16 protein-coding genes are annotated in these 22,608 nt (G+C 36.7%); 6 read left to right on the forward strand and 10 right to left on the reverse strand.

The window, feature by feature from the left end; all coding sequences use genetic code 11:
* Positions 1 to 48: 48 nt before the first annotated feature.
* On the forward strand, positions 49 to 882 hold the full coding sequence (locus Q2T41_RS12895; RefSeq protein ID WP_304436415.1) for a UbiA prenyltransferase family protein: 834 nt from the start codon (positions 49 to 51) through the stop codon (positions 880 to 882).
* On the opposite strand, the gene Q2T41_RS12900 is transcribed toward Q2T41_RS12895, so the two are convergent.
* Positions 869 to 1,099: a hypothetical protein gene (locus tag Q2T41_RS12900; RefSeq protein ID WP_367186869.1), complete on the reverse strand. Its 231-nt coding sequence runs from the start codon at positions 1,097 to 1,099 to the stop codon at positions 869 to 871. The genes Q2T41_RS12895 and Q2T41_RS12900 overlap by 14 nt on opposite strands.
* 2 nt (positions 1,100 to 1,101) lie before the next feature.
* Complete coding sequence (locus Q2T41_RS12905) at positions 1,102 to 1,656, reverse strand: sigma-70 family RNA polymerase sigma factor (protein WP_089259402.1); 555 nt, start codon at positions 1,654 to 1,656, stop codon at positions 1,102 to 1,104.
* A gap of 72 nt (positions 1,657 to 1,728) precedes the next feature.
* Here Q2T41_RS12905 and Q2T41_RS12910 point away from each other — a divergent pair, with 72 nt between their 5' ends.
* On the forward strand, positions 1,729 to 2,085 hold the full coding sequence (locus Q2T41_RS12910) for a rhodanese-like domain-containing protein (RefSeq protein WP_304436416.1): 357 nt from the start codon (positions 1,729 to 1,731) through the stop codon (positions 2,083 to 2,085).
* 108 nt (positions 2,086 to 2,193) lie between these two features.
* On the opposite strand, the gene Q2T41_RS12915 is transcribed toward Q2T41_RS12910, so the two are convergent.
* From Q2T41_RS12915 to Q2T41_RS12935, 5 genes are all read right to left on the reverse strand, one after another.
* Positions 2,194 to 2,610 (reverse strand): response regulator, encoded by a 417-nt coding sequence (locus Q2T41_RS12915; RefSeq protein ID WP_304436417.1) that lies wholly within the window; start codon positions 2,608 to 2,610, stop codon positions 2,194 to 2,196.
* A 10-nt stretch (positions 2,611 to 2,620) separates the two neighbouring features.
* Positions 2,621 to 6,004 (reverse strand): PAS domain-containing protein, encoded by a 3,384-nt coding sequence (locus Q2T41_RS12920; protein WP_304436418.1) that lies wholly within the window; start codon positions 6,002 to 6,004, stop codon positions 2,621 to 2,623.
* 159 nt (positions 6,005 to 6,163) lie between these two features.
* Positions 6,164 to 8,185, reverse strand: a complete 2,022-nt coding sequence (locus Q2T41_RS12925) for a M3 family metallopeptidase (protein ID WP_304436419.1) — start codon at positions 8,183 to 8,185, stop codon at positions 6,164 to 6,166.
* A gap of 49 nt (positions 8,186 to 8,234) precedes the next feature.
* The gene (gene purE, locus Q2T41_RS12930) at positions 8,235 to 8,723 is read right to left on the reverse strand and encodes a 5-(carboxyamino)imidazole ribonucleotide mutase (RefSeq protein WP_304436420.1); all 489 of its coding nucleotides are present in this window, start codon (positions 8,721 to 8,723) and stop codon (positions 8,235 to 8,237) included.
* Positions 8,724 to 8,728: 5 nt separating this feature from the next.
* A complete protein-coding gene (locus Q2T41_RS12935) occupies positions 8,729 to 9,883 on the reverse strand; it encodes a 5-(carboxyamino)imidazole ribonucleotide synthase (RefSeq protein WP_304436421.1) in 1,155 nt (384 codons plus the stop codon).
* A gap of 135 nt (positions 9,884 to 10,018) precedes the next feature.
* On the opposite strand from Q2T41_RS12935, the gene Q2T41_RS12940 reads away from it, so the two are divergent.
* The 4 genes from Q2T41_RS12940 (at position 10,019) to Q2T41_RS12955 (ending at position 13,546) form a co-directional block, all read left to right on the forward strand.
* Entirely contained in the window at positions 10,019 to 11,128 is a 1,110-nt protein-coding gene (locus Q2T41_RS12940; protein ID WP_089259411.1) for an adenylate kinase, read from the forward strand.
* Between the two features lie 57 nt (positions 11,129 to 11,185).
* Entirely contained in the window at positions 11,186 to 12,187 is a 1,002-nt protein-coding gene (gene obgE / locus Q2T41_RS12945; RefSeq protein ID WP_089259412.1) for a GTPase ObgE, read from the forward strand.
* A gap of 11 nt (positions 12,188 to 12,198) precedes the next feature.
* Positions 12,199 to 12,909: an ion transporter gene (locus Q2T41_RS12950; protein WP_304436422.1), complete on the forward strand. Its 711-nt coding sequence runs from the start codon at positions 12,199 to 12,201 to the stop codon at positions 12,907 to 12,909.
* A 118-nt stretch (positions 12,910 to 13,027) separates the two neighbouring features.
* Complete coding sequence (locus Q2T41_RS12955) at positions 13,028 to 13,546, forward strand: DUF4136 domain-containing protein (RefSeq protein ID WP_304436423.1); 519 nt, start codon at positions 13,028 to 13,030, stop codon at positions 13,544 to 13,546.
* A gap of 609 nt (positions 13,547 to 14,155) precedes the next feature.
* Here Q2T41_RS12955 and Q2T41_RS12960 read toward each other — a convergent pair.
* The 3 genes from Q2T41_RS12960 to Q2T41_RS12970 all read right to left on the reverse strand — a co-directional run bounded on the left by Q2T41_RS12960 (position 14,156) and on the right by Q2T41_RS12970 (position 22,538).
* Positions 14,156 to 20,209 (reverse strand): alpha-2-macroglobulin family protein, encoded by a 6,054-nt coding sequence (locus Q2T41_RS12960; RefSeq protein WP_304436424.1) that lies wholly within the window; start codon positions 20,207 to 20,209, stop codon positions 14,156 to 14,158.
* 150 nt (positions 20,210 to 20,359) lie between these two features.
* A complete protein-coding gene (locus tag Q2T41_RS12965) occupies positions 20,360 to 21,397 on the reverse strand; it encodes an adenosine deaminase (protein WP_304436425.1) in 1,038 nt (345 codons plus the stop codon).
* Between the two features lie 190 nt (positions 21,398 to 21,587).
* Positions 21,588 to 22,538 carry an NAD(P)-dependent alcohol dehydrogenase gene (locus tag Q2T41_RS12970; protein WP_304436426.1) on the reverse strand — a complete coding sequence of 317 codons (951 nt, stop codon included), beginning with the start codon at positions 22,536 to 22,538 and terminating at the stop codon, positions 21,588 to 21,590.
* Between the last annotated feature and the right edge of the window lie 70 nt (positions 22,539 to 22,608).

Raw genomic sequence — 22,608 nt, forward strand, 5'->3', positions numbered from 1 at the left:
TTTTTAACCAAAACTTAAGGTTATAAACACTTTAGCTACTTTTGTTCAATGGCTTGGTTCAAGAGAGTTTTTGATTTTTATCTAGATGCTAGTATTCATGTGGCATTTGCGGTATTGAGCCTTATGTATATTACGGCCCTAACGGTAAACATAAACGTTGACTTTCACCTATATTGTTTTGTATTTTTTGGGACTATTGGTTGTTATAATTTTGTGAAATATGGAGTTGAGGCCCATAAATATATCCTTGTAGCAAACAGATACCACAAGAACATCCAATTTTTTAGCATTATCTGTACGCTTATTGCAATTTACCATTCCCTTTTTTTATCGAAACAGGTTTTTATGGGGTTGCTTGTTTTGGGCGGGATTACGGCTCTTTACGCCTTGCCCGTTTTGCCCAGGCATAGAAACTTCAGAAGTCTAAGTGGATTTAAGATCTTAATAGTTGCTTTGGTGTGGGCCGGTACCACCGTCATATTGCCTGTTTATTCCGAAACTTCACAAATAGATTATGATATTCAACTTGAAACCGTACAGCGTTTTTTGTTGGTGTTGGTACTTTTGGTACCCTTTGAGATTAGGGATTTAAAATATGATCATTCAGATTTGAAAACGCTGCCACAACGTTTAGGTGTAGTAGGTGCAAGAAGAATTGGTTATGTATGGGTTTTACTTTTTTATACAATTACATTTCTTAAGTCCAATGTTGAGCCAACTTTGATTATTTCCAATACGGTTTTTGGGCTATTGTTGCTATTGGCTTTATATAGGAGCAAAAAAAATCAGTCCAAATATTATGCATCATTTTGGGTAGAGGCCTTGCCCATAATTTGGTGGACTATAGTAGTACTTTTAAATAAGACCACTAATTCTTTGTAGGTAACGATTCTTTCATTTTACGTTTATCCTCTTCGGACAAAGCTACTAAATTGGCTTTATTGCAAAGCGTGGTCAACTTTTTGTTTTGCTTACTATGCTTAGTACAGGCCTTGCACATTAGAATATGAAACCTTAACGTAATGGTTTCCCAAAATGAAGCCTCTTTATATTGAGCCTTATTGCAAATGCACGCTGCCTTTTCACATGAAATCATCATAATTAAAACCAATTTTGATTTAAACAACCCATCAAACCAGTTCTGGCCCTATGTATCATTACCCATAAGTTAGACGCATTTATACCCAATGCATTACATATATCTTCCGTTTCCATACCTTCTATTGTTTTCATGGTAAAAACTTGTGCTTGTTTTTTAGGTAGTTTGGCTATACATTTTTGAATGGCCAGTCCTAATTCCTCGTTTTCCAGCGCATCGTTTTCAAAATTGCTATTGGGGTCGGCTATGCGCTCTTCAAGCCAATCTCCTTCGGCATCGGTCTGTGCGCTGTAGTTCATTCTCACCTCGGCCTTACCTTTTTTGGAATTTATCTTACGGTAATGGTCTATGACCTTACGTTTTAAAATGGCAATGAGCCAGGTGCGTTCTGCCGCATCACCCTTAAAATTCTTAGCGGACTTTAAACCCGCTATAAAGGTTTCCTGTACCAAATCTTTGGCAATTTCAGCATCATTTACCCTAGCAACGGCGTAATTGTATAAATAATCCGCGTAAAGATCTACCCAAGTGTCCGGATGAAGTTGATGTGTTTCCATTTTTTCTATTGCCTATCAAAAATAGAGTAATTTTAGGGATTATGATTATTTTTGAACTCAATCCTATCTCTTATGAAGAAAATTGTATTTGTATTGTTATTGGTCATAGGTCAAGTAAGTTATGGTCAAATAACTTCCCAGCCAATAGCTGATTTTACCTTTTCCAATGCGGAAAATGTACTTTTGCTGGACGTAAGAACCCCTCAGGAATATAAGGATGGTCATATTAACGGGGCAATCAATATTGATTGGTTTTCAAAAGATTTTAATGAAAAGGTCAAAAACATTGATAAGAATAAAACCATTTATGTGTATTGTAAAAAAGGGGGTAGGAGCCTAAAGTCTCAAGAACGTTTGGCTTCCTTAGGTTTTACAAATGTAATCAACCTTGAAGGCGGCTTTGATGATTGGCATAATCACCAACGTTGAATAATAAAATTTTGTTTAATTCCGGCCCTTAACATTAAAATTGGTCAAGGAAATTCCATGGCCATCTCAGAGCAATATATCAATTAAAAAAGATGGTAGTTTAATTGATTATAATTTACCGTCTTCCTCCAATTGCGCAAGGATATTCTTTAATTGGGTCTCCCTAATAGGCTTTATGATATAATCTGAAATCTGACTTATTTTCTTTGCGCGCTCAATATCAACTTCATCTACAGAGGAGGAAACCATATAGATAATTATCTTTTTTCCTACTTTAGGATGGATTTTCACATATTCTTCCATAAACTGGAAACCGTCCATCACGGGCATATTTATATCAAGAAAGATGATATCTGGCAATTCTTTCTCGTTGCTGAGATTGTCCAACATAAAATCCATAGCTTCTAAACCATCTTTAAAAGCTATTATTTTTTTAACCGAATTAAATGCCTTTAATGTAGCTGCCATTGTAAATTGGTATATTTCATCATCATCTACTATACAAATGTTAATGTTTTCATTCATGAGTTGTGAGTTAGTTTAATGTTACGGTAAAAGTTGAACCTACATTTACTTCACTTTGTGCGGAAATGCTTCCGCCCATAGCTTCAACCTGTGCCTTCGTTAAAAACAGACCAATTCCTTTGGCATCTGGATGTCTGTGGAATACTTTGTTCAAACCGAACAATTTATCTCCATGTTGCTTTAAGTCTATACCTATTCCGTTGTCCTTAAACGATAGGTATACGCTGCCGTTAATCTCCTTGGACTCTATCTCAATTTCAGGCACACGGTCTTTGGATTTATATTTCATGGCATTCCCTATCAAGTTAAGAAAAATACTTTCTAAATATATCTGATTGTACATTATTTTAGGAACATCGTTAAAATCAGATTTAATTACCGCTTTGGTCTGCATAATCTCTGCAGCCAAAATTTCCTTAGTTTTCTTCAGCGTTTCCTCAAAACTTAATTTTTGTATGGCGCTGGTGGCTTCATGCTTAACTTTTAAAGATTCAACCAAGGTATCTAGTGTTGAGGTAAGATGGTCTATTACAATTTCAAATTTCTGAAAAAGTTCTTCCTTTAAATTTTTATAAAAAGGGTCTTTATAAAGTCCTAAAAGGGCATTTAAGTTACTAACAGGTGACCTTAAATTGTGAGAGGTTATGTGATTGAACTCTGCTAGTTGTTTGTTTGTAGCTGTTAATTCTATGGTAGAATTCTTAAGCTTTTTGTTTGCTTCTAAAATTTTTTGTTCCGCTTTCTTTTGTTCGGTTATATCTTGGCAAGAGCCTATCAGTTCTATTACTTCACCAAAAGAATTTGTTTTAACCTCTCCTATAACTTCTAAACTTCTAATGGCTCCATCATTGCGTTTTATACGGTGTGTAAACTTTTTAAATACTTTGGTATTAACAATATTATTAATGGTTTTATTAATATATTCAACATCTTCTGGGTGAATATGTGTTACATAGTGGTCAAAATTAACTTTGAACCCAATTTTATAGCCAAAAATTCTGTATAAATTGGCTGACCAATTTAATTCACCATTAATAATATTCCATTTCCAAGACCCTATGTTAGATAATTCTTCTGCTAATTGTAACATTCTATTTTTTTCTAAAATAACTTGGTCATTTCGCAATCTAGCAGTTACATCTTGTATGGTACCCATAAAGTAATTAACGTTTCCACTATTATCTAAAATAGCTTCTCCTATAGTTTCTAAATGTTTAATGGTACCATCATCTAAAATAATTCTATTTACGAATTTGGAAATAGATTTATTTTTTAAGAATTCTAAGGATAATTCATAAACCCGTTCCTTGTCTTCAGGGTGTATGCGTTTCTCACGTAGCTCTCTAGTTATTTCTATGCCTACTTCAAAACCATAAATTCTATATAAATTATCCGACCATTTAAATTCGTCGGTCTTTGGGTTCCACTGCCACGAACCAATCATTGACATGCGCTCTGCATTATTTAATTGCCTGTTTCTTTCCAGTGTTTCTTTTTCTTTTTTTCTATTTATGGTAATATCTTGGCTAGTGCCCATCATACCTATAATATCACCACCATTGTTAAAAAGTAATTTTCCTGTTATTTCTACAATCTTAATTTCACCTTTCCTAGTTTTTATTCGGTAAGAATGTTTTTTAAAGATTTTTGTTTGTATAATCTCATTTCTTATCTTTTCTACATATGCTCTGTCTTCTTCGTGTACTAACTCTAGCGCTGTTGTAAAATCTACGTTTTCATCTTCGTCTACATCAAATATTCGATATAAATTTGTAGACCATTCTATTTGATTGGTAATAAAACTTAATTTCCAATGTCCAAGATTTGCTATTTCTTCAGCAAAATTTAACATTTGGTTTTTTTGCTCTATCTCTTGTTCTCTTTTTTGACTTTCAGTAACATCTTGGCATGTTCCTAGGATTTCAACAATGTCTCCATTAGAATTGGTGACAACTTTACCTACACAATTAATAGTTTTTATTGTACCGTCTTTTAATTGTATTCTGTAGGTAGAATCATGGAATTTTTTATCTCTTATAATTAATTCAGTATTCTTAGAAATGTAGTTTTTATCTGCTTCATGAACATAACTTGAAAAAGTTTCTGGGCCTAGAGGTACAGATTTTTCATGACCATACATGGTATATAAATTATCTGACCATATTATTTCGTTAGTAACACAATTCCATTGCCAGTAACCAATCTTTGCTAATTTTTCAGCAAAATTCAATTGCTGATTTTTTTTCAACAATGTTTGTTCTCTTTCTTTGTTTTCTGTGATATCTAAACAAGTGCCTAATAACTCTAAATTGTTGCCATAGGTATCAGCGCTTACTTCGCCAATTATTTGAATAGTTTTTATTTCTCCTTTATGGGTTATTATTCTGTGGGTAAAATTGTAAAAGTTTAAATCTGAAATAGATGCATCCACCTTTTCTTTTACATAGTTTTGGTCTTCTGGATGTATAAAATTAAAATAGGTTTCAAAACTTAATTCCTCGTCTTTTGGTTGCCCAAACATTGTGTAAAGATTATCGGACCAGTAAACAGCATTTGTTTTTGGTTTCCATCTCCAGTAACCAATAGAGGTAAGTTGTTCTGCACATTGTAATAATTGGTTCCTGTCTTTTAATTTCTGTTCTATTGATAATTGACTCGTAATATCCTGGCATGTACCAATAATCTCTATAACCTCTCCTTTACGATTACAGATAACCTCACCAATTAACTGTACCGTTTTAACGGTGTTACTTTTTAATAATATGCGATGAGAAAACTCTAGTAATTTTTTAGTTGAAAAAGCAGATTCTATATGGTTGGTAACATATGATTTATCATCAGGATGTACATAATCCATGTAGGTGTCAAAGGTTATTTTTTCACCTTTTTTGTGTTCAAAAATTTCATATAGATTATCGGACCAAGTATCTATATTGTTTAGAATGTCTCTACGCCAATAACCAATTTTAACGACATGTTCGGAAAGGTTTAAATGAAGATCTTTATGCCTTAATTCTGTTTCAAATTCCTTACGCTGTGTAATGTCCTTTATTGATCCGTATATTTTTACACATTTACCATCTTTAAAAACAGGCTTGCCAAAAACCCATAAATGTCGTTTGTTTCCTTTAGATGTTACTATTTCATGTTCTAGAGTAAAAGATTCTCCTTTTTCTAATGCATTAATATGTGCGGCTTTAATATATTCTTTTTTTTCTTCTTCTTTAATGAACGAAAAAACATTTTCTAGCGTTGGTTCAAACTCGTCAGAAACTTCGTGTAATTGTTTAATGACATCATTCCAATAGATTTTTTGTTTATCAACATCAAACTGAAAAACACCAATATTAGCCATTCTATTGGAATGTTCAAGTAATTCTATGGTTTGAGCCATACCTAATTCATTTTTAGTCATACACATTTTGGCCTTTTATTAATGAATAAGGAAAAACTAAAAGATAAGCTAATAGAAAGAAAAAAGGTATTCATCCTGTGCGTATTATGCTACAAGATATAAATTAAATTTTTGATATGGAATAGGTTGTGATTTTCTTTATTTTAGCAGCCCAGCCCTTTCCAGCAAAGCCTCGACCTTTGGTTCTGCTCCCCTAAATCTTTTGTAAAGTACCATGGGATTTTCGGTTCCTCCTTGAGAAAGAACGTGGTCCTTGAATTTGGTAGCTACTACTTTATTGAAAATACCTTTTTCCTTAAAATATGCAAACGCATCTGCATCTAACACTTCTGCCCATTTATAACTATAGTACCCTGATGAATAACCACCTTGAAATATATGTGAGAACGCCGTGCTCATACAGGTTTCCTGAGTTTCAGGGTATAAGTTGGTATTTTTGAACGCCTCATCCTCATGCTTTTTAACATTGGAAATTTGGGTAGGGTCCCCACCGTGCCAAGACATGTCCAATAAACCAAAACTTAATTGACGTAGAGTCTGCATTCCTTCTTGAAACATGGCGGATTCCTTTATTTTTTCAACCAGTTCCATAGGTATGGTTTCCCCAGTTTCATAGTGCTTTGCGAACAATTCCAGCGCTTCTTTTTCATAGCACCAGTTTTCTAAAACTTGGCTAGGCAATTCTACAAAATCCCAAAATACCGAGGTGCCGGAAAGGCTTGGGTAGGTAGTGTTCGCCAACATACCATGAAGCCCATGGCCAAACTCATGAAATAAAGTGGTAACCTCGTTGAAGGTTAGTAATGATGGTTTGCTCTTTGTAGAAGGGGTAAAGTTACAGACATTGGAGATGTGCGGCCTTACATTTTCTCCATTGCGTTTCCATTGTGATTTAAACGAGGTCATCCAAGCTCCCCCTCTTTTGCCTGCCCTGGGATGAAAATCCGCATAGAACAAGGAAATAAAGTTATTGTTTGCATCAAAGACCTTATACGTTTTTACTTCATTATGGTATCTGTCTACATCTTCTACTTCCTTAAACTGCAGGTCAAATAATTTTTCGGCAACTTTGAAAACACCGTTTATGACATTTTCCAGTTTAAAGTAGGGTTTTAATTTTTCATCGTCTAAATTGAACAACTCCTGCTTTAATTTTTCCGAATAATAACTGCCATCCCATTTTTCCAGGCGGTCAATAGCATCCATTTTTTTGGCAAACTCTTGTAATTGCATGAATTCGCGCTCTGCCGCAGGTTTCGCTTTGTCCAAGAGTTCGTTTAAAAATTCATGTACCTTTTCAGGCGTTTCTGCCATACGCTCCTCCAAAACAAAATGAGCGTGTGTTTTATACCCTAGCAGGTTGGCCCTTTCAAAACGTAATTTTGCTATTTCAAGGACATTTTCTTGATTGTCCAATTCATCGTTATGAAATCCTTTACTGCCAAAAGCCAATGAAAGCTTTTTGCGTAATTCCCGGTTTTTGGCATATTTCATAAACGGTATATAGCTAGGGTAATCCAAAGTGATCATCCAACCATCTTTTTTTCCTTTTGAAATTGCCAATTGTGCAGCTGCTTCTTTTTCGCCTTCGGGTAATCCTTCTACATCAGCTTCATTCGTTAGATGTAACTGATATTTGTTGGTCTCCGCTAAAACGTTTTCACCAAAAGTCAATTTTAACTTCGCCAATTTTGCATCTATTTCTCTTAAACGTTTCTTTTTGTCTTCAGATAAATTGGCTCCGTTTCTGCTAAAACTTTTATATTTTTTATCTAAAAGTGTATGTTGTTCTACAGTTAGGTCCAAATTTTCTTTTTGGTCATAGACCGCCTTAACCCTTTTGAACAAAGCTTTGTTCAAAGTAATGTCATTGCCAAATTCAGATAATAACGGGGAGATTTCTTGAGCTATTTTCTGGATTTCCTCATTGGTTTCCGCGGAATTAAGATTGAAGAAAACACTAGAAATACGGTCTAATTGCTGACCGGCAAACTCAAGGGCCTCTATCGTATTTTCAAAAGTAGGGGTATCCGTATTTTCGGTAATAGCATCTATTTCCGCTCTTGTATCTTCAATAGATTGTAGAAAGGCAGGCTTAAAATGTTCATTTTTAATCTGAGAAAACGGGGCGGTATCAAATGGAGATAATAATGGATTCATTTACTAAAATTGAAAATTGGTTTTGAGTTTTGGAATTTCTTATTGAGTGTTATTTACCGTTAACTTCCTTAGCACCGTCAATAACTTTTTGCTTTAGTCCTTTCTTGTACAATATAATCTTGTCCAATACACATTTATCTGCACTACCAATAATCTGTGCCGCTAAAATACCTGCGTTTTTAGCACCATTTAGTGCTACGGTGGCCACCGGTACTCCGCCCGGCATTTGAAGTATGGATAATATGGAGTCCCAACCATCAATAGAATTGCTACTTTTTACCGGAACCCCAATTACGGGTAATGGCGACATTGATGCGACCATACCGGGTAAGTGCGCGGCACCACCGGCACCGGCAATAATAACGGAGTAACCATTAATATGTGCGTTTTTACTGAAATCGAATAATTTTTCCGGTGTTCTATGGGCGGAAACGATATCTACATCTACATCTATGTCAAAACCTTTTAAAATGTCTATGGCTTCCTGCATTACGGGCATATCGCTGGTGCTGCCCATTACTACGGCTACTTTACTCATGTTGTTTATTTTGAGATCACTTGAATTGTTTCCTTTACTTTTTCCGCTATGGACCTGGCCTTTTGGAGATCACTGTTCACTATGGTTACATGGCCCATTTTTCTAAAGGGCCTTGTTTGTGCTTTGCCATAAATATGTGGGGTAACTCCCTCCATCCTCAATATAGTTTCCATATTCTTATATACCACGTTTCCTGTATGACCTTCTGCACCTACCAAGTTCACCATTACTCCTGCAACCTTACTGTCCGTATTCCCTAACGGTAGGCCTAAGATACTACGAATATGTTGTTCAAATTGGTTGGTATAGCTAGCCTCAATACTGTAGTGTCCGCTATTATGGGGTCTAGGGGCTACTTCGTTAACTAGGACATTATCTTCCTTGGTTTGGAACATTTCAACGGCCAGTAGTCCTGTAAGTCCTATTTTATCCGCTACTTTCAATGCTAATGCCCGTGCCTTTGCGGCTACTTTATCATCTATACGTGCCGGGCAAATGACATATTCTACCTGATTGGCTTCTGGATGAAACTCCATCTCCACCACTGGGTAAGTCTTTATTTCACCTAAGGCATTTCTTGAAACGATTACCGCCAACTCATTTTTGAACGGGACCATAGTTTCTGCAATACATTCTCCCTTGGGTAAATCCTTTAAGTCCTCAATGCTTCTTACGACCTTTACTCCTTGTCCGTCATATCCAAACTGAGCAACTTTCCATACAAAAGGAAATTGTAAGGCGCCATTTTCAATACTGTCCTCAATTTCGCTCAAATAGGCAAACCGTTGAAAATCTGCCGTAGGTATTCCGTTATCAACATAAAACAGTTTTTGTTTTGCCTTATTTTGAATTATGCGCAAGGCCCTTGGTTGTGGATACACTTTTTTGCCCTCGTCCTCTAACTGTTCTAAGGCATCAAGGTTCACGTTCTCTATTTCTATGGTTAGTATATCTACATCCTTTCCAAAATTGTATACCGTATCATAATCCAAAAGGCTTCCTTGCACAAATTCATTGCAGGACATTCTGCAAGGTGCATCTGCCGAGGCATCCAAAACTTTGGTATAGATATCCCATTTACGGGTCTCATAAAGCATCATCTTGCCTAATTGGCCTCCGCCTAAAATTCCAAGTTTAAAATCTGAAGAGAAGTAATCCATATAAATATTGCTTTTAGGAATTTAAAAACGCCTTAAGTGGCACAAAAATACGGTTAAATCTTAGAAACCAATTCCTTTCTATTTAAAAACACAGGCCAATACCTTATCTTTGCCAACCTTGATAATTTAAGAAAATTGATACAGCTTCACGACAAGTTTTTTACGCCGTACCTGAACGAAACGGAAATACAACAGGCCGTAGCGTCTGTTGCCGAAAAGATTGCGGCAGATTATAAGGACGAGACTCCTATATTTGTTGGGGTCTTAAACGGGTCGTTCATGTTTGTGTCAGATTTTCTAAAGGCATACCAGCACCCTTGTGAAGTATCCTTTGTAAAATTAAGCTCTTACCAAGGCTTGACCTCAACCGGAATTGTAGAAACCCTTTTGGACCTTCCTGCTAATCTTGAGGGTCGTAGCGTTATTATTTTAGAGGATATTATAGATACGGGACGTACGCTTCAGCAATTGGTTCATCTTTTTTCAAAAACCAATGTAAAAGAGTTTAAGATAGCAAGTCTTTTTTATAAACCGGATGTATATAAGGGCGAGTATACCATAGATTATTTTGGATTGGCCATACCTGACAATTTTATTGTGGGTTATGGACTTGATTACAATGAACTTGGAAGAAATTTAAAAGAAGTATACCAACTAAACCAGAAACATATGATCAATCTTGTACTCTTTGGAAAGCCAGGTGCGGGTAAAGGTACCCAGGCAGAATTCTTAAAAGAGAAGTACAATCTAAAACATATTTCTACGGGAGATGTCTTTAGATATAATATTAAAAATGGAACTGAACTGGGCACCTTGGCCAAGTCCTACATTGATAAAGGAGAATTGGTGCCGGATGAGGTTACCATTAAAATGTTGCAGGAAGAAGTAGAGAAGAATTCCCAGGCAGACGGATTTATATTTGACGGTTTTCCAAGGACTGCTGCGCAGGCAGAGGCTTTGGACAATTTTTTGGAATCCAAGGATATGGCCATCAATGCCACAATTGCCTTGGAAGCCAATGATGAAGTATTGATAGAACGTTTGTTGGAACGCGGTAAAGTAAGTGGTCGTAGCGATGACCAGGATGTTTCCAAGATCAGAAACCGTTTTGATGAATACAATATCAAAACAACCCCGGTAAAGGAATTTTATGAAGCACAGGGCAAGTTTTACAGTGTAAACGGCATAGGGACTATTGCGGAGATTACCGAGCGTCTTACCAAAGTAATCGAAGAGATAAAATAACATTATTCCATTGGTGCCCCATCAAGGCACCAAAAGGAGTGAACAGCACTAAAATCAATGACCGAAGGTAATTTTGTAGATTATGTAAAAGTAGGTTTGGCCTCTGGTAAAGGGGGCAAGGGGTCAGTACATCTACACCGTGAAAAATTTATTACCAAAGGCGGACCTGATGGAGGTGACGGTGGACGTGGAGGCCATGTGATCATACGGGGCAACCAAAATTTGTGGACCCTTGTTAATTTTAAGTTCAAGAAGCATTTTAAGGCGGGTCATGGTGAGCATGGTAGTAAAAGCCGAAGCACCGGAGCAGACGGCGAGGATGTGTATTTGGATGTGCCTTTGGGTACGGTGGTCAAGGATTTTGAGACCAAAGAAGTCCTTTTTGAAATTACGGAACACGGCGAGGAAAAAATTATTTTAAAAGGTGGCATGGGCGGCCGAGGAAATTGGCATTTTAGAAGTTCAACCAACCAAACACCTAGATATGCCCAGCCAGGTGAGGATGGACAAGAAGGAGATTTTTTATTGGAGTTGAAAATACTTGCGGATGTAGGCTTGGTAGGTTTTCCCAATGCCGGGAAATCTACATTATTGTCGGTTATAACTTCGGCTAAACCTAAGATTGCAGATTACGAGTTTACAACTTTAAAGCCTAACCTGGGTATTGTGGAATATAGGGATTTTAAGAGTTTTGTCATGGCCGATATTCCCGGTATTATAGAAGGTGCTGCAGAAGGTAAAGGTCTGGGCCATTACTTTTTAAGGCATATAGAACGCAATGCAACTTTGCTTTTCCTTATACCGGCAGATAGCAATGATATAAGTAAGGAATATGAAATCCTGTTAGATGAATTAAGACGTTACAATCCAGAATTGTTGGACAAGGAACGATTAATCTGTATTTCTAAATGTGATATGCTTGATGAGGAACTCATGGGGGAAATGAAGGCTGAACTCGATAATGAGTTTGGTAACACTCCGTTTATGTTTATCTCTTCTGTGGCCCAAATAGGAATTGTTGAATTAAAAGACAAACTTTGGGCAATGCTTAACGATTAAGAATCTTTAAAATGAAACAGTATTTAAAAAATATTGTTGAAATTAACGATAACAAAAAAAGTAGGGTATTTGCTTATTGCATACAAGCATTAATATTTATTTCAATAGTGTCGTTTTCCTTTGAAACGGTTCCTGACCTTAAACCTTTTACCAGAAATGTGCTTCGGGCCATAGAAATATTTTGCGTAGTCGTTTTTTCCATTGAGTATCTATTGCGGATTTATGTGGCTGATCATAAGGGAAAGTTTATTTTCAGTTTTTATGGCATCATAGATTTTTTGGCAATACTGCCGTTTTACCTTTCGCTTGGTATTGACCTAAGGTCGTTAAGGGCATTGCGTTTCCTTAGGCTTTTTCGTATTCTTAAATTAATGAGGTACAATAGGGCCATTAGACATTTTACAAAAGCTATTTCCATGGCAAAGGAGGAAATACTATTGTTCTTGATCGTTACCTTGATCTTAATTTATTTTTCTGCCGTTGGAATTTATTATTTTGAACATGAAGTGCAACCAGAAAATTTCTCATCTATATTTGATAGTCTTTGGTGGGCAATAATAACGCTTACTACCGTTGGTTACGGGGATGTTTACCCTATAACCGCAGGGGGCAAGGTATTTACCTTTTTTATCCTCATGATCGGTTTGGGTATTGTTGCCATTCCAACGGGTATTATCTCATCTGCACTTACAAAGTCTGTGGACAAAAAAGAAACCGAATAAATATTACGGCCCCTTATTTCGTATTTGGGGTAAAATTTTAATAGTCCCTTAATCGAATAGCGACTTAAAAATCAATTTCACGCATATATTTTCTGTAATTTTAAGAAATTGCAACGGTATGAGAACTTTACTTTTTAGTACATTATTACTCCTTTTTGCCTCTTGTGGGTCTATAAAGGTCAACTATGATTATGATGGACAAACGGATTTTACTTCCTATTCCACCTATAACTATTTTGGGGATATGGAGACCGGTCTTAGTCAATTGGATGAAAAAAGATTAATGGATGCTTTGGATGCCACACTGGGTGAAAAAGGATATATGTTTGCCGAAGAGCCAGATGTTCTTATTAATATAAAAAGCACTGTTTTTAGTACCCAACAAGGCAATAATGTTGGGGTAGGTTTAGGTGGTGGTGGAGGTCGCGTTGGTGGCGGGGTTTCTATAGGTATACCTGTTGGCGGTCCAAAAATGACCAGAGAACTTCAAATAGACTTTGTTGATGCCAATAAGGATATGCTAATTTGGCAAGCTATTAGCGAAAGCCCTTTTCGTGAAGGCGATACACCCGTAGAAAAGTCTGAGAAATTACAGTTAGTTGTGGACAAAATTTTTAGCAAGTACCCGCCAGAATAAAATTATTTAACACGAACAACATAGGTGGCAATAGGTTCATAATCCACAGAATTTTTCGTTGCATGGTGTGCTCTCAGGCCAATGGTCATATTACGCTTCATAATTTGTGGTTTTATAATTGTTCCCCTGATCTATTATATTACCAAAGCACTCGAAACTAACAATGAGTAAAGCTGCACTTTGAGTGAGTTTGTAAGCTTATTACTTGTCATATCTTAAAATTAAATGGCTCGTTACATTCCGGTAGTTGAGAATATAGTATTCTAAAACGTTTTTATATCGTTTATTAAAAACAATGCGTAAAAAAGACACTATTTACTTCGACTTTAAAATCTAACTCATAAAATGAAAATTTTATCTTTTTACTGTAGGTTTGATAGCATTATCCAGCTATAATGAGGAGACCATAACTACTGAAGTAGTTTAAAAAAACTCCAAGTTATATACCGGCAAAAATGGATACTCCCCAAAATCGTAAATCTGATTTATATTCTATTGTAAATAGAATTTGGATGAGTTTACAGAATTACCCGATGATCGAAGAAGCTTTTTATCCCATAAAAAAAAGGCACTATTTGTAGTGCCTTTTTTTGTTATAAAATTATGTGATTATTCCACTTGTACACGAATACCCTCACTATGGCTTTTGAACTCAGGGGCGTACATGCTTTCAATAGTGGTTATGCCATTACTAAAGTTACCTGCGTTGTTTACGCGTACATCATATTCAAAAACAAAGTTGCCTTTTGGTAGGTAATCAAAGAAAAAGTTAGTGCTGGCATCCTTGGTACTTTCATAATAACCAAGTCCGTCTTGCCATTTATAACTGGAGAGTACATTTACCGGTTCAAAACCGGCAGCTCTCATATCTTTCATATGAACAAATTCCATTGGCCTGTCAGATGACAATTCTATTCTTATGCGAACCAAGTCCCCAACCTTTAGCAAAGTATCGTCCTTTACTTCTGAAATGACCTCGCCCGTAGGGGTGTTTTTCTTTAAGAAGATTTTTTTCTTTAAAGCAAGTGGAGTGTTTGCACCTGTAATGTTGTCCAAATCCTCAAAATATTGCCAGTACAAAGCTCCCCAAGCAATTCCCTTACCTTTTTTATTTATCTGGACCTCACCCATTTTTGGGCTAATTTCGTTACCGTTCCATGATGTTTTGAAATATCCGGTACCGGCTTCTATTTTAACATCTTCCAATGTTGAAGGATTAATGGGATCGCCGCCAATTTCAACATCAACCGCTTCGGAAATGGATAACCAATCATTGCCTTTAAGCAATAGGGCGTATATAGCTTCTGTAGTGGCCTTGGTAGTGCTCCATTGGTTGGTCTGTTTGTGTTTAAGCAACCAAATTTTAAGATTGTCCAAAACTTCTGCATCCGTGGGCGTTACCTCAGAAAAAGCTTCGATCAGTAATGCTTGTGTCTCAATGGGGGCTTGGTACCAAAACCAAGAACTGGTATTATTCTTCCAGTACATTCCTAAATCATCTCTAACAATACTATTCTCTTTTAAAGCGCTCAATATTTTAACTGCTGTTTTGGTATCGCCCATACGGTGCAGGGCCAATGCCAACATGCCTTGAGCATATAACCCTTTTTTCTGCCAATATTGTTGTGCTTGTGTTACATAGTAGGTTCTTATTTTTTCTACTTTTTGAGAAGTTGCCACATCCGGGAAAAAGCTTCTCATATATAAGTAATGAACCTGGTATATACTTAAATGATCATCATTGATATTTGAGGAATTTCTAAGCATTCTCTCATGTTCCTTTACAAATTCCGTATCAAGATATTCTAGTGCATTTATGATTATCCTATTGTTATTTGTTTTATTAAGCGCACTGATGTTCAAATGCTTTAATTGTCCAAAACCGGTAAGAATATGTTGTGTTATATAACGGTTGTCCGGACCACCTTTAAACCAGGCCCAGGCGCCATTGGAATTTTGGTTTTGGGTTAGTTTTCTTAATGCGATGCCTTCTTCGTTTTTCATCTTATTTAAATTGAACAAAAGGCCTATCCGTTTTTTTTGTTCCTTTTCTGATTGTGCATCACGCAACCATGGGGTTTCCTGAATAAGCAATGATTTTAACTCTTGGTTTTTTTCAAGATTACTCATCAAAATATCTTCATTTGCCCATTGATCGAATACATCGCGAATTCTAGGGTTACTGATTGCAATATGGCTTGCCAAAGTATTTGCATAAAATCTGGAGAAAATCTGTTCATTGCAATCAAAAGGGTACTCCATTAAATAGGGTAGGGCCTGTATAGCATACCATGCAGGATTGGAGGTCATCTCCAAAGTCAGCTTGTGGTGTTTTAGTGTTGTAGATTGGTCTGTGTTCTTTAATTTGTTCAGGGTAAAAGTTTTAGATTGGTTGCCTCTTATCCACATTGGTAACGTTTCAGTCACTAAAGTTCTATTGGAAAGAACGGGCAACATATTTTGTTCCCCATCTGAAAATTCACCGGTTTGTGCAATTATTTTATACTGAACGGATTGTACCCCTTCTGGAATCTTTAACTGCCATGACACTTGGGTGTTGTTAAGTGAATCTACCCGAAACGATATGTCCTGATTGGATTCTGATAGCACATCCATAGAAATATCCGTGTTGGTTAATGCATTAGTTAACGCCAACGTTGCTTTCCCAGAAAGCTTTTTCGTAGTTAGATTGGCAATCTTTGTACTGATAGTTATTATGTCTCCTTCCCTTAAAAACCGTGGGGCATTGGGAACGACCATTAATTCTTTTTGGGTAACTGTTGATAATTTGACAATGTTACTTTGTAAATCTGCTGTATGTGCAAGCAATTGTACATTCCATTTTGTCAATGCTTCTGGGGAATTAAAGCTAAAGGTTACATGCCCGTCCTTATCTGTGCGAAGTTCTGGGAAAAAGAATGCGGTTTCCTGTAAATTTTTGCGAATAGCAACCTGTTGTGGTTGTACCGTATTCTGAGTACTTTCCGTACTATTTTCTGCTGTCGCCTCACTCTCTCCTTGTATTGTATTTACACTGTCGGGAATACCACTTCCGGTAATAATTACCTCATCTAATTTAGCATTGGAATCCTCAAGGCTTGAAACCATTGGGGCAGACTTTTGCGCATGCACTTTTCTACTTTCATAGAAACCATAATTGGTTCTGTTTAAATTAAACCCAAACCAATTGAGTTCATCAAAAATTAAGGATGAGTAGCTAATATTAGGGTAAATGAGATAGTTTTTAAAACTACCCGTTGCAAAACTGTTTTGGGCATTTAATCTAATCCTTGAAAAATATGTGGGACGATTAAACGGATTAAAACTCCAATTATGGGTTGTAAATTGGTCAAGAGAGTTGTCGTACATGCTTGCCAAAAGTTCTGCGGCAACTTTATCACCTTTGTTTCCCTTTATTTTGAACGACCACGTTTCATCCGTGCCGGGAGCAAGTTTATCCCTAAAGGTCAAGGTTTCTATTTGTAAATCTGTGTTTGGGTATGGTACTGGTATAATTAAACTTTCCGCATGAAATGAATTTTTATAGGCGTATCTATAATGCACTGCAAAACCACCCAAGTCTTTTTTTGTTACGGGTAGTGTTAATGTCTTTGATGTACTTAGGTTGATCAGCATTGAGTCCACAATTTCATGATCTTTTTCAATATAAACCATTACATCAAGTTCGTTGGCATTCGTTAAAAATGTAATTTTAGCCTTTTCGCCAATGGCGTACTTCGGTTGATCAGTTTTAACCTGAAACAATTGGTTATCCGCCAATTTGTTGTCATTATCGGTAAGGGTCAATTGTGCTATATCTTTTACGGGCTGTCCAAACTTATCCTTCGTTTCCAGTTCCATTACATAATTGCCCGACCGCCATTTCTTTAATTTATCCAGGGTTATGGTAGTTGTGTTCGCAGTATTGAAATTGGTTTTCCATACCATTTTTTCTTTTTCCCATTGAGCAGGGTCGTCTTCATTTTTGTAAGCATCATACGGATATAGTTCCTTAAACTCCTGTTCCGTAAACCCACTATAATCAGGGGCTGGCCATGGTCTGGAACGTAATACATTGGTAGGTGCTTGTAATTTATAAAGTTTAATGGTACCGGTAGACGAAACTGGCATGCCATTTAAATTGGTGCTCTTAATACTGAACTTGGCATCTTTAGTTTCCTTATCCAATACCTTAGGAAGCAAGAGCTGTACATTTAATACATGATAACCTACCTTGACAGTTGTAATAGCGCTTCGGGTTTCACCGTTAATATCCGTTACATCGGCAGTGATTTCATAGTTAAATATGGGAAGGTCTTCCTTATTCATGCTTTCATCGGGCAAAGCCTTAAAATGTATGGTATAATTACCATTATCGTCCGTTATGGTCTCGCCCTGTACTATTTCCTGTGGAGTATTTTGGATTTGAGGCCTACGCCAGTAATACCAAACGGGTAGGTCAACAATTCTTTTGACACGGTATACGACCTTTGCATTGGTAATGGCGCTGCCCGCATAAGCCATGGCCTTACCTGTTACGGTTATACTATCGTTTACTTTATAACTGTCGCTGATCGGTTTAAAGTCCGTTTCAAATTTTGGTCGTTTGTACTCTTCAACGGAAAATGGATGGTAGCCATTAATTTCAATATCGTCCGAATAAATTTGTAGCGCATACCTTCCCGTAAGTCCATCATTGGGTAATACAAACTCACCGGAAAAAGAGCCATAGTCATTGGTAACCATCATTTGGCTTGATATCATTTGGCCATTGGCGTTAAAAAGTGCAATTTCTAGGGTAGTGTCCGTAATAGTACTTGAATGTCCATTGCTTTGCTGTACCGCGATTCCTTTAAAATATATGGGTTGCCCAGGCCTGTATATACTTCTATCGGTAAATAAAAAGCATGTGTTGGTTTCGGACTCATTGGTGTCATTATAACTTCTGCCTAAATAATAATTGTCAAAGTAGGCTGTTTCATTACTCTTTGTAACGGTTATATTGATATTGCCCCAAGTATCCTTATCTTTTTTTATTGTTATGTTTCCTAAATCATTGGTGGTAAAGGTTTCGATTTTTTGGGGTGCATTATAATTTTTTCTGTAATGAAAGGTAACGGTTGCCCCGGCAATGGGTCTGCCGTTATTGCGGTCCAGAACATGATAGGTTTGGTGTGTATTGGTTTGTGTTTCGTTTACCGCAAAATCCGTTACCTGTAGTACTTCATAACTGTAAGCAGATGCTTTTGAATCTTTAGGCTGTAGAAGAACTATGTATTGACCATTGTTCAATGCTGGTATTGAAATTTCAGTACTATGGGTCTGGTGGTCATTTTCCGTGGTCAACGCGGCATTCCATGATTGCGCTATTGGTAACGTTGAAATCAGTGCTAATTTTTCGTCCTGATTATATAGCTCATTCAATTTTTCCAACGCTGTTCTTGAAATAGAATGTGCCGTCAATTCAATATGTTCAAGGTTTTTATAGGTTGCCAATAGTCTACCCACCGTGTTGTTTGGAATATATTTTTCATACGTAACATGTACGAATGGAGTGGTAATTTCATTTTTTAGGGCGATAGATTTTTCTGCAGCCCTATTATTTGGAAATTTGGCAATAATCTCATCACAAATTTTTACGGCTTCCTTTAATTTCCATTGGTGTTCACTGGCAGACCGTGGATTGTACAGTCCTCCTATTTCCTTGTATCGTTCGGCAATTTCATAGAGGTACAAACCTGCATAAGGACTTTTACGTATTCCGTCAGCCGTATTTTTTAAAACATCTATCAAAATTTCATCCTTTTTGAAAAAAGTAGCATGTTTGTGGGTGTACAATAGACGCTCAATATCTACTAAGGTCAGGGGCGCCAGATCAGGATTGCCAAAGTGAAAGGCCGTTAACTGACGGTAAATTTCCAACGCTTTAGACTGCAGTGAAACCGATTTTTCGGTATCAATTTCCATTGTACTAAATGTATATGCATCACATAACATTTCAGCGGTATTGATTTTAAAAACTTCTAACGGTTTTTGAATACTGTTTTCACTTGTGGTGTAAAAGGATAATGCCGTATGGGCCAACAAATCAAAAAGCGTAGGCCTGAACGTGCTAGAATTTTTTTCCTCTTCCAATATCGTGCTAAACGTTGCAATGAGTGTAGCCTGTAAATCTGCAGGATCCGCCAGGGAAGCTTGAAAATTATGGTCTATTTCCTGAAAAAGTGTGTGCAAGTCCCACGTTCTGAAATCTACCGTATCCACTTTTTGTGCTGTAGTAGTACGATTATAAAATCTATGCCTGTTCGCTTGAAAGTATTGCCAATAAATGTTAGCCAGATAACTATGGAGAATATTTTTGACGACACCATTAGAATCATCGATCTCCATTTTAAAATCATTGACAATACTTAACTCGGCATCTTCCTTTAAGGTTAGCCCATACCTGGATTTATGCAGTAGGGCCTTTATAATTTGTGTTTTATTGTCTTCCTGTTTTGCTTTTTTGGAAATGGACTCTACAAGTTCAAGTGCGGATTTGGTCAAATTGTCGTCCTGCAATTTTTCTACTTGCTCCCATAGGGTTGTATAGTCATCATTTTGCTGTGCATTGCCCATTTGGGCAAACAAAAAAATACCGAGAATGATATGTAGTCTTTTCATATATGTAAAATTACAATACAAAACTGTGCCAAATTTATTATTCAATCAATCTAAAATTAGTAAAAGGTATTTTTGGGTTAGTAAGCAGTTCTTTAAAACTGACCACTATTGTTTTAGGGCTGTTGGCAGTTCATAAATCGTTAAAAGTACTTAGCGTAATTGTGTAGTTGAATAGGTTTCAAAATATTCCTTAACCTGTTCTATGTGCTTTTCTTTGGCTTCTTGATCTAGCCAACTTGCTTTAAAGCCGTTGATCGCCAACTGTTTTAATTGGGTTGTGGATAAATTCAATGCCTTAGCGGTCTCATAGTAGTTCTCATTCATATATCCTCCAAAATATGCGGGATCATCTGAATGTATGGTTGCCAAAATTCCCTTATCCAACATTTTGGCTATGGGATGGTCTTCTAATTTTTGAACAACCTTTAGTTCTAAATTGCTTAAAGGACATAGCGTTAAAGGAATTTGTTCCTTTACCAAGCGTTTTACTAATATTTCATCATCCACACAACGATTACCATGATCAATACGGATAACCTCTAAGAGGTCCAATGCTTCATAGATATACTCTTTTGGTCCTTCCTCGCCAGCATGGGCCACCAATTTGTATCCTTGTGCTGCCGATGCTTTGAAAACATTGATAAACTTACTTGGGGGATTGCCCAACTCCGAAGAATCCAGGCCTACACCATCTATCCATTCCTTAAATGGCAAGGATTCTTCCAATGTTTTAAAAGCGGCCTCTTCGCTTAAATGTCTTAGGTAGGACATAATCAGTTTAAATGTAATGCCATATTCCTGTTCACCTTTTTTTAGGGCTCTATAGATTCCATTAATTACCATTGAAAACGGAACACCTCTTTCTGTATGCGTTTGCGGGTCAAAAAATACTTCTACATGAACAACATTTTGTTGATGTACTTTTTTTAAATATTCATAGGTTAATTCAAAAAAATCTTGCTCATGGAGCAAGACTTGGGCACCTAGATAATACAAGTCTAAAAACTCCTGTAGGTTATTGAACTTATATGCTTTTTTTAAATCTTCAACAGATTTATATGCCAATTCAATATTGTTTCTCCTTGCAATCTTGAACATAAGATCCGCTTCCAAGCTTCCTTCAATATGTAAATGTAGTTCTGTTTTAGGAATACCTTGTATTAGTTCTTTCAGGTGAGATGGGTTCATGGGCATATTAATCTTTATTGTCCTTAACAGTAAATTGGAACGGTTTATAAATTTACATATCTAATGTCAATTATACCGCCCCTGGATTTTTTAATTAAGGGGTAATACATTGTATACGATCCAAGTGATATTTGCCAGTTCCATGTTTTGATTACAAAGGTAAAACCGACTGCGATGTAAATGTCACACGTTAGTGTTCCCAAGTAATGGCCAATTTACCACGGGTTCGTTTTTTTTCCAGTATATGTATGGCCTTTGGAATTTCCAGGTAACTAAATTCTTGTGCTATATGCACATCAATTTTTTTGTCGGCTAAAAGTTGTGCCAGGGTTTCCAAATCTTTCTTATTTGGCATAGCTGTAAATTGGGCCAAAGGATATTTGCTGAACGCTTTTCTAAGAAGTAGCGATATCATTTTGTTCATGGTGGTAAAACCTACAATGACACCTCTTTTACCTAAACGCTTATAGTCCGTATGTCTAAAATTGCCATGTGCATCGATTACTAAATCATAGACCTTGTTGTGAAATTGTATATTTTCTTTGTCATAGGCAATGACGTCATCTGCACCAAGTTTCTTTACAAATGTTTTATTTTTATCCGAACAGATTGCCGTTACCTTTGCGCCATAAGCTTTTGCGACCTGGACAGCAAAATGGCCTACACCACCTGAAGCTCCGTTAATGAGCACCGTTTCAGATTTTTTCAAATTTCCATGGGTAAACAGTGCCTGTAATGCCGTGGTCCCTGCCATTGGTAAGCAAGCCATTTTTAGTACGTTCATTGTATTGTGAAAGGGGGCACACTTATTTTCAGGAATTGTAACATATTCAGCAAAAGCACCACCTAGGGTACGTTCTCCAAAAACCATATCGCCTACTTGAAAAGTTGTTACTTGGGAACCAATTTTGGTGACTTCACCGGCAAAATCCGCTCCAAGGACCTTATTTTTGGGTTTGATCAGCCCAAATGCTAGACGTGTTAAATAGGGTTTTCCTCTTAATATATGCCAGTCTGCAGGGTTTAGGGAATTCGCCTTTATGTTAACAAGTAGTTCAGTGGCATTAGGTTCAGGTGTTGATATATCCTTTAATTCAAGAATTTCCGGGCCGCCATATTTTAGTTTTACGTAAGCTTTCATAAGGGGTATTTGCTGTTTTTATATTTGTAGGCATTTACCCTAATCCGTTACGGTTTTATAGCGGTAGTTT

The organism is Maribacter confluentis (assembly GCF_030505015.1).
In the GTDB taxonomy this organism is placed as follows: Bacteria; Bacteroidota; Bacteroidia; order Flavobacteriales; family Flavobacteriaceae; genus Maribacter; species Maribacter sedimenticola.

What these genes read in the sequence shown, in the direction of transcription:
- Q2T41_RS12895 (WP_304436415.1), top strand. Translation starts at nt 49, where the DNA reads ATGGCTTGGTTCAAGAGAGTTTTTGATTTTTATCTAGATGCTAGTATT.
- Q2T41_RS12900 (WP_367186869.1), bottom strand. Translation starts at nt 1,099, where the DNA reads ATGATGATTTCATGTGAAAAGGCAGCGTGCATTTGCAATAAGGCTCAA.
- Q2T41_RS12905 (WP_089259402.1), bottom strand. Translation starts at nt 1,656, where the DNA reads ATGGAAACACATCAACTTCATCCGGACACTTGGGTAGATCTTTACGCG.
- Q2T41_RS12910 (WP_304436416.1), top strand. Translation starts at nt 1,729, where the DNA reads ATGAAGAAAATTGTATTTGTATTGTTATTGGTCATAGGTCAAGTAAGT.
- Q2T41_RS12915 (WP_304436417.1), bottom strand. Translation starts at nt 2,610, where the DNA reads ATGAATGAAAACATTAACATTTGTATAGTAGATGATGATGAAATATAC.
- Q2T41_RS12920 (WP_304436418.1), bottom strand. Translation starts at nt 6,004, where the DNA reads ATGGCTCAAACCATAGAATTACTTGAACATTCCAATAGAATGGCTAAT.
- Q2T41_RS12925 (WP_304436419.1), bottom strand. Translation starts at nt 8,185, where the DNA reads ATGAATCCATTATTATCTCCATTTGATACCGCCCCGTTTTCTCAGATT.
- purE (WP_304436420.1), bottom strand. Translation starts at nt 8,723, where the DNA reads ATGAGTAAAGTAGCCGTAGTAATGGGCAGCACCAGCGATATGCCCGTA.
- Q2T41_RS12935 (WP_304436421.1), bottom strand. Translation starts at nt 9,883, where the DNA reads ATGGATTACTTCTCTTCAGATTTTAAACTTGGAATTTTAGGCGGAGGC.
- obgE (WP_089259412.1), top strand. Translation starts at nt 11,186, where the DNA reads ATGACCGAAGGTAATTTTGTAGATTATGTAAAAGTAGGTTTGGCCTCT.
- Q2T41_RS12950 (WP_304436422.1), top strand. Translation starts at nt 12,199, where the DNA reads ATGAAACAGTATTTAAAAAATATTGTTGAAATTAACGATAACAAAAAA.
- Q2T41_RS12955 (WP_304436423.1), top strand. Translation starts at nt 13,028, where the DNA reads ATGAGAACTTTACTTTTTAGTACATTATTACTCCTTTTTGCCTCTTGT.
- Q2T41_RS12960 (WP_304436424.1), bottom strand. Translation starts at nt 20,209, where the DNA reads ATGAAAAGACTACATATCATTCTCGGTATTTTTTTGTTTGCCCAAATG.
- Q2T41_RS12965 (WP_304436425.1), bottom strand. Translation starts at nt 21,397, where the DNA reads ATGAACCCATCTCACCTGAAAGAACTAATACAAGGTATTCCTAAAACA.
- Q2T41_RS12970 (WP_304436426.1), bottom strand. Translation starts at nt 22,538, where the DNA reads ATGAAAGCTTACGTAAAACTAAAATATGGCGGCCCGGAAATTCTTGAA.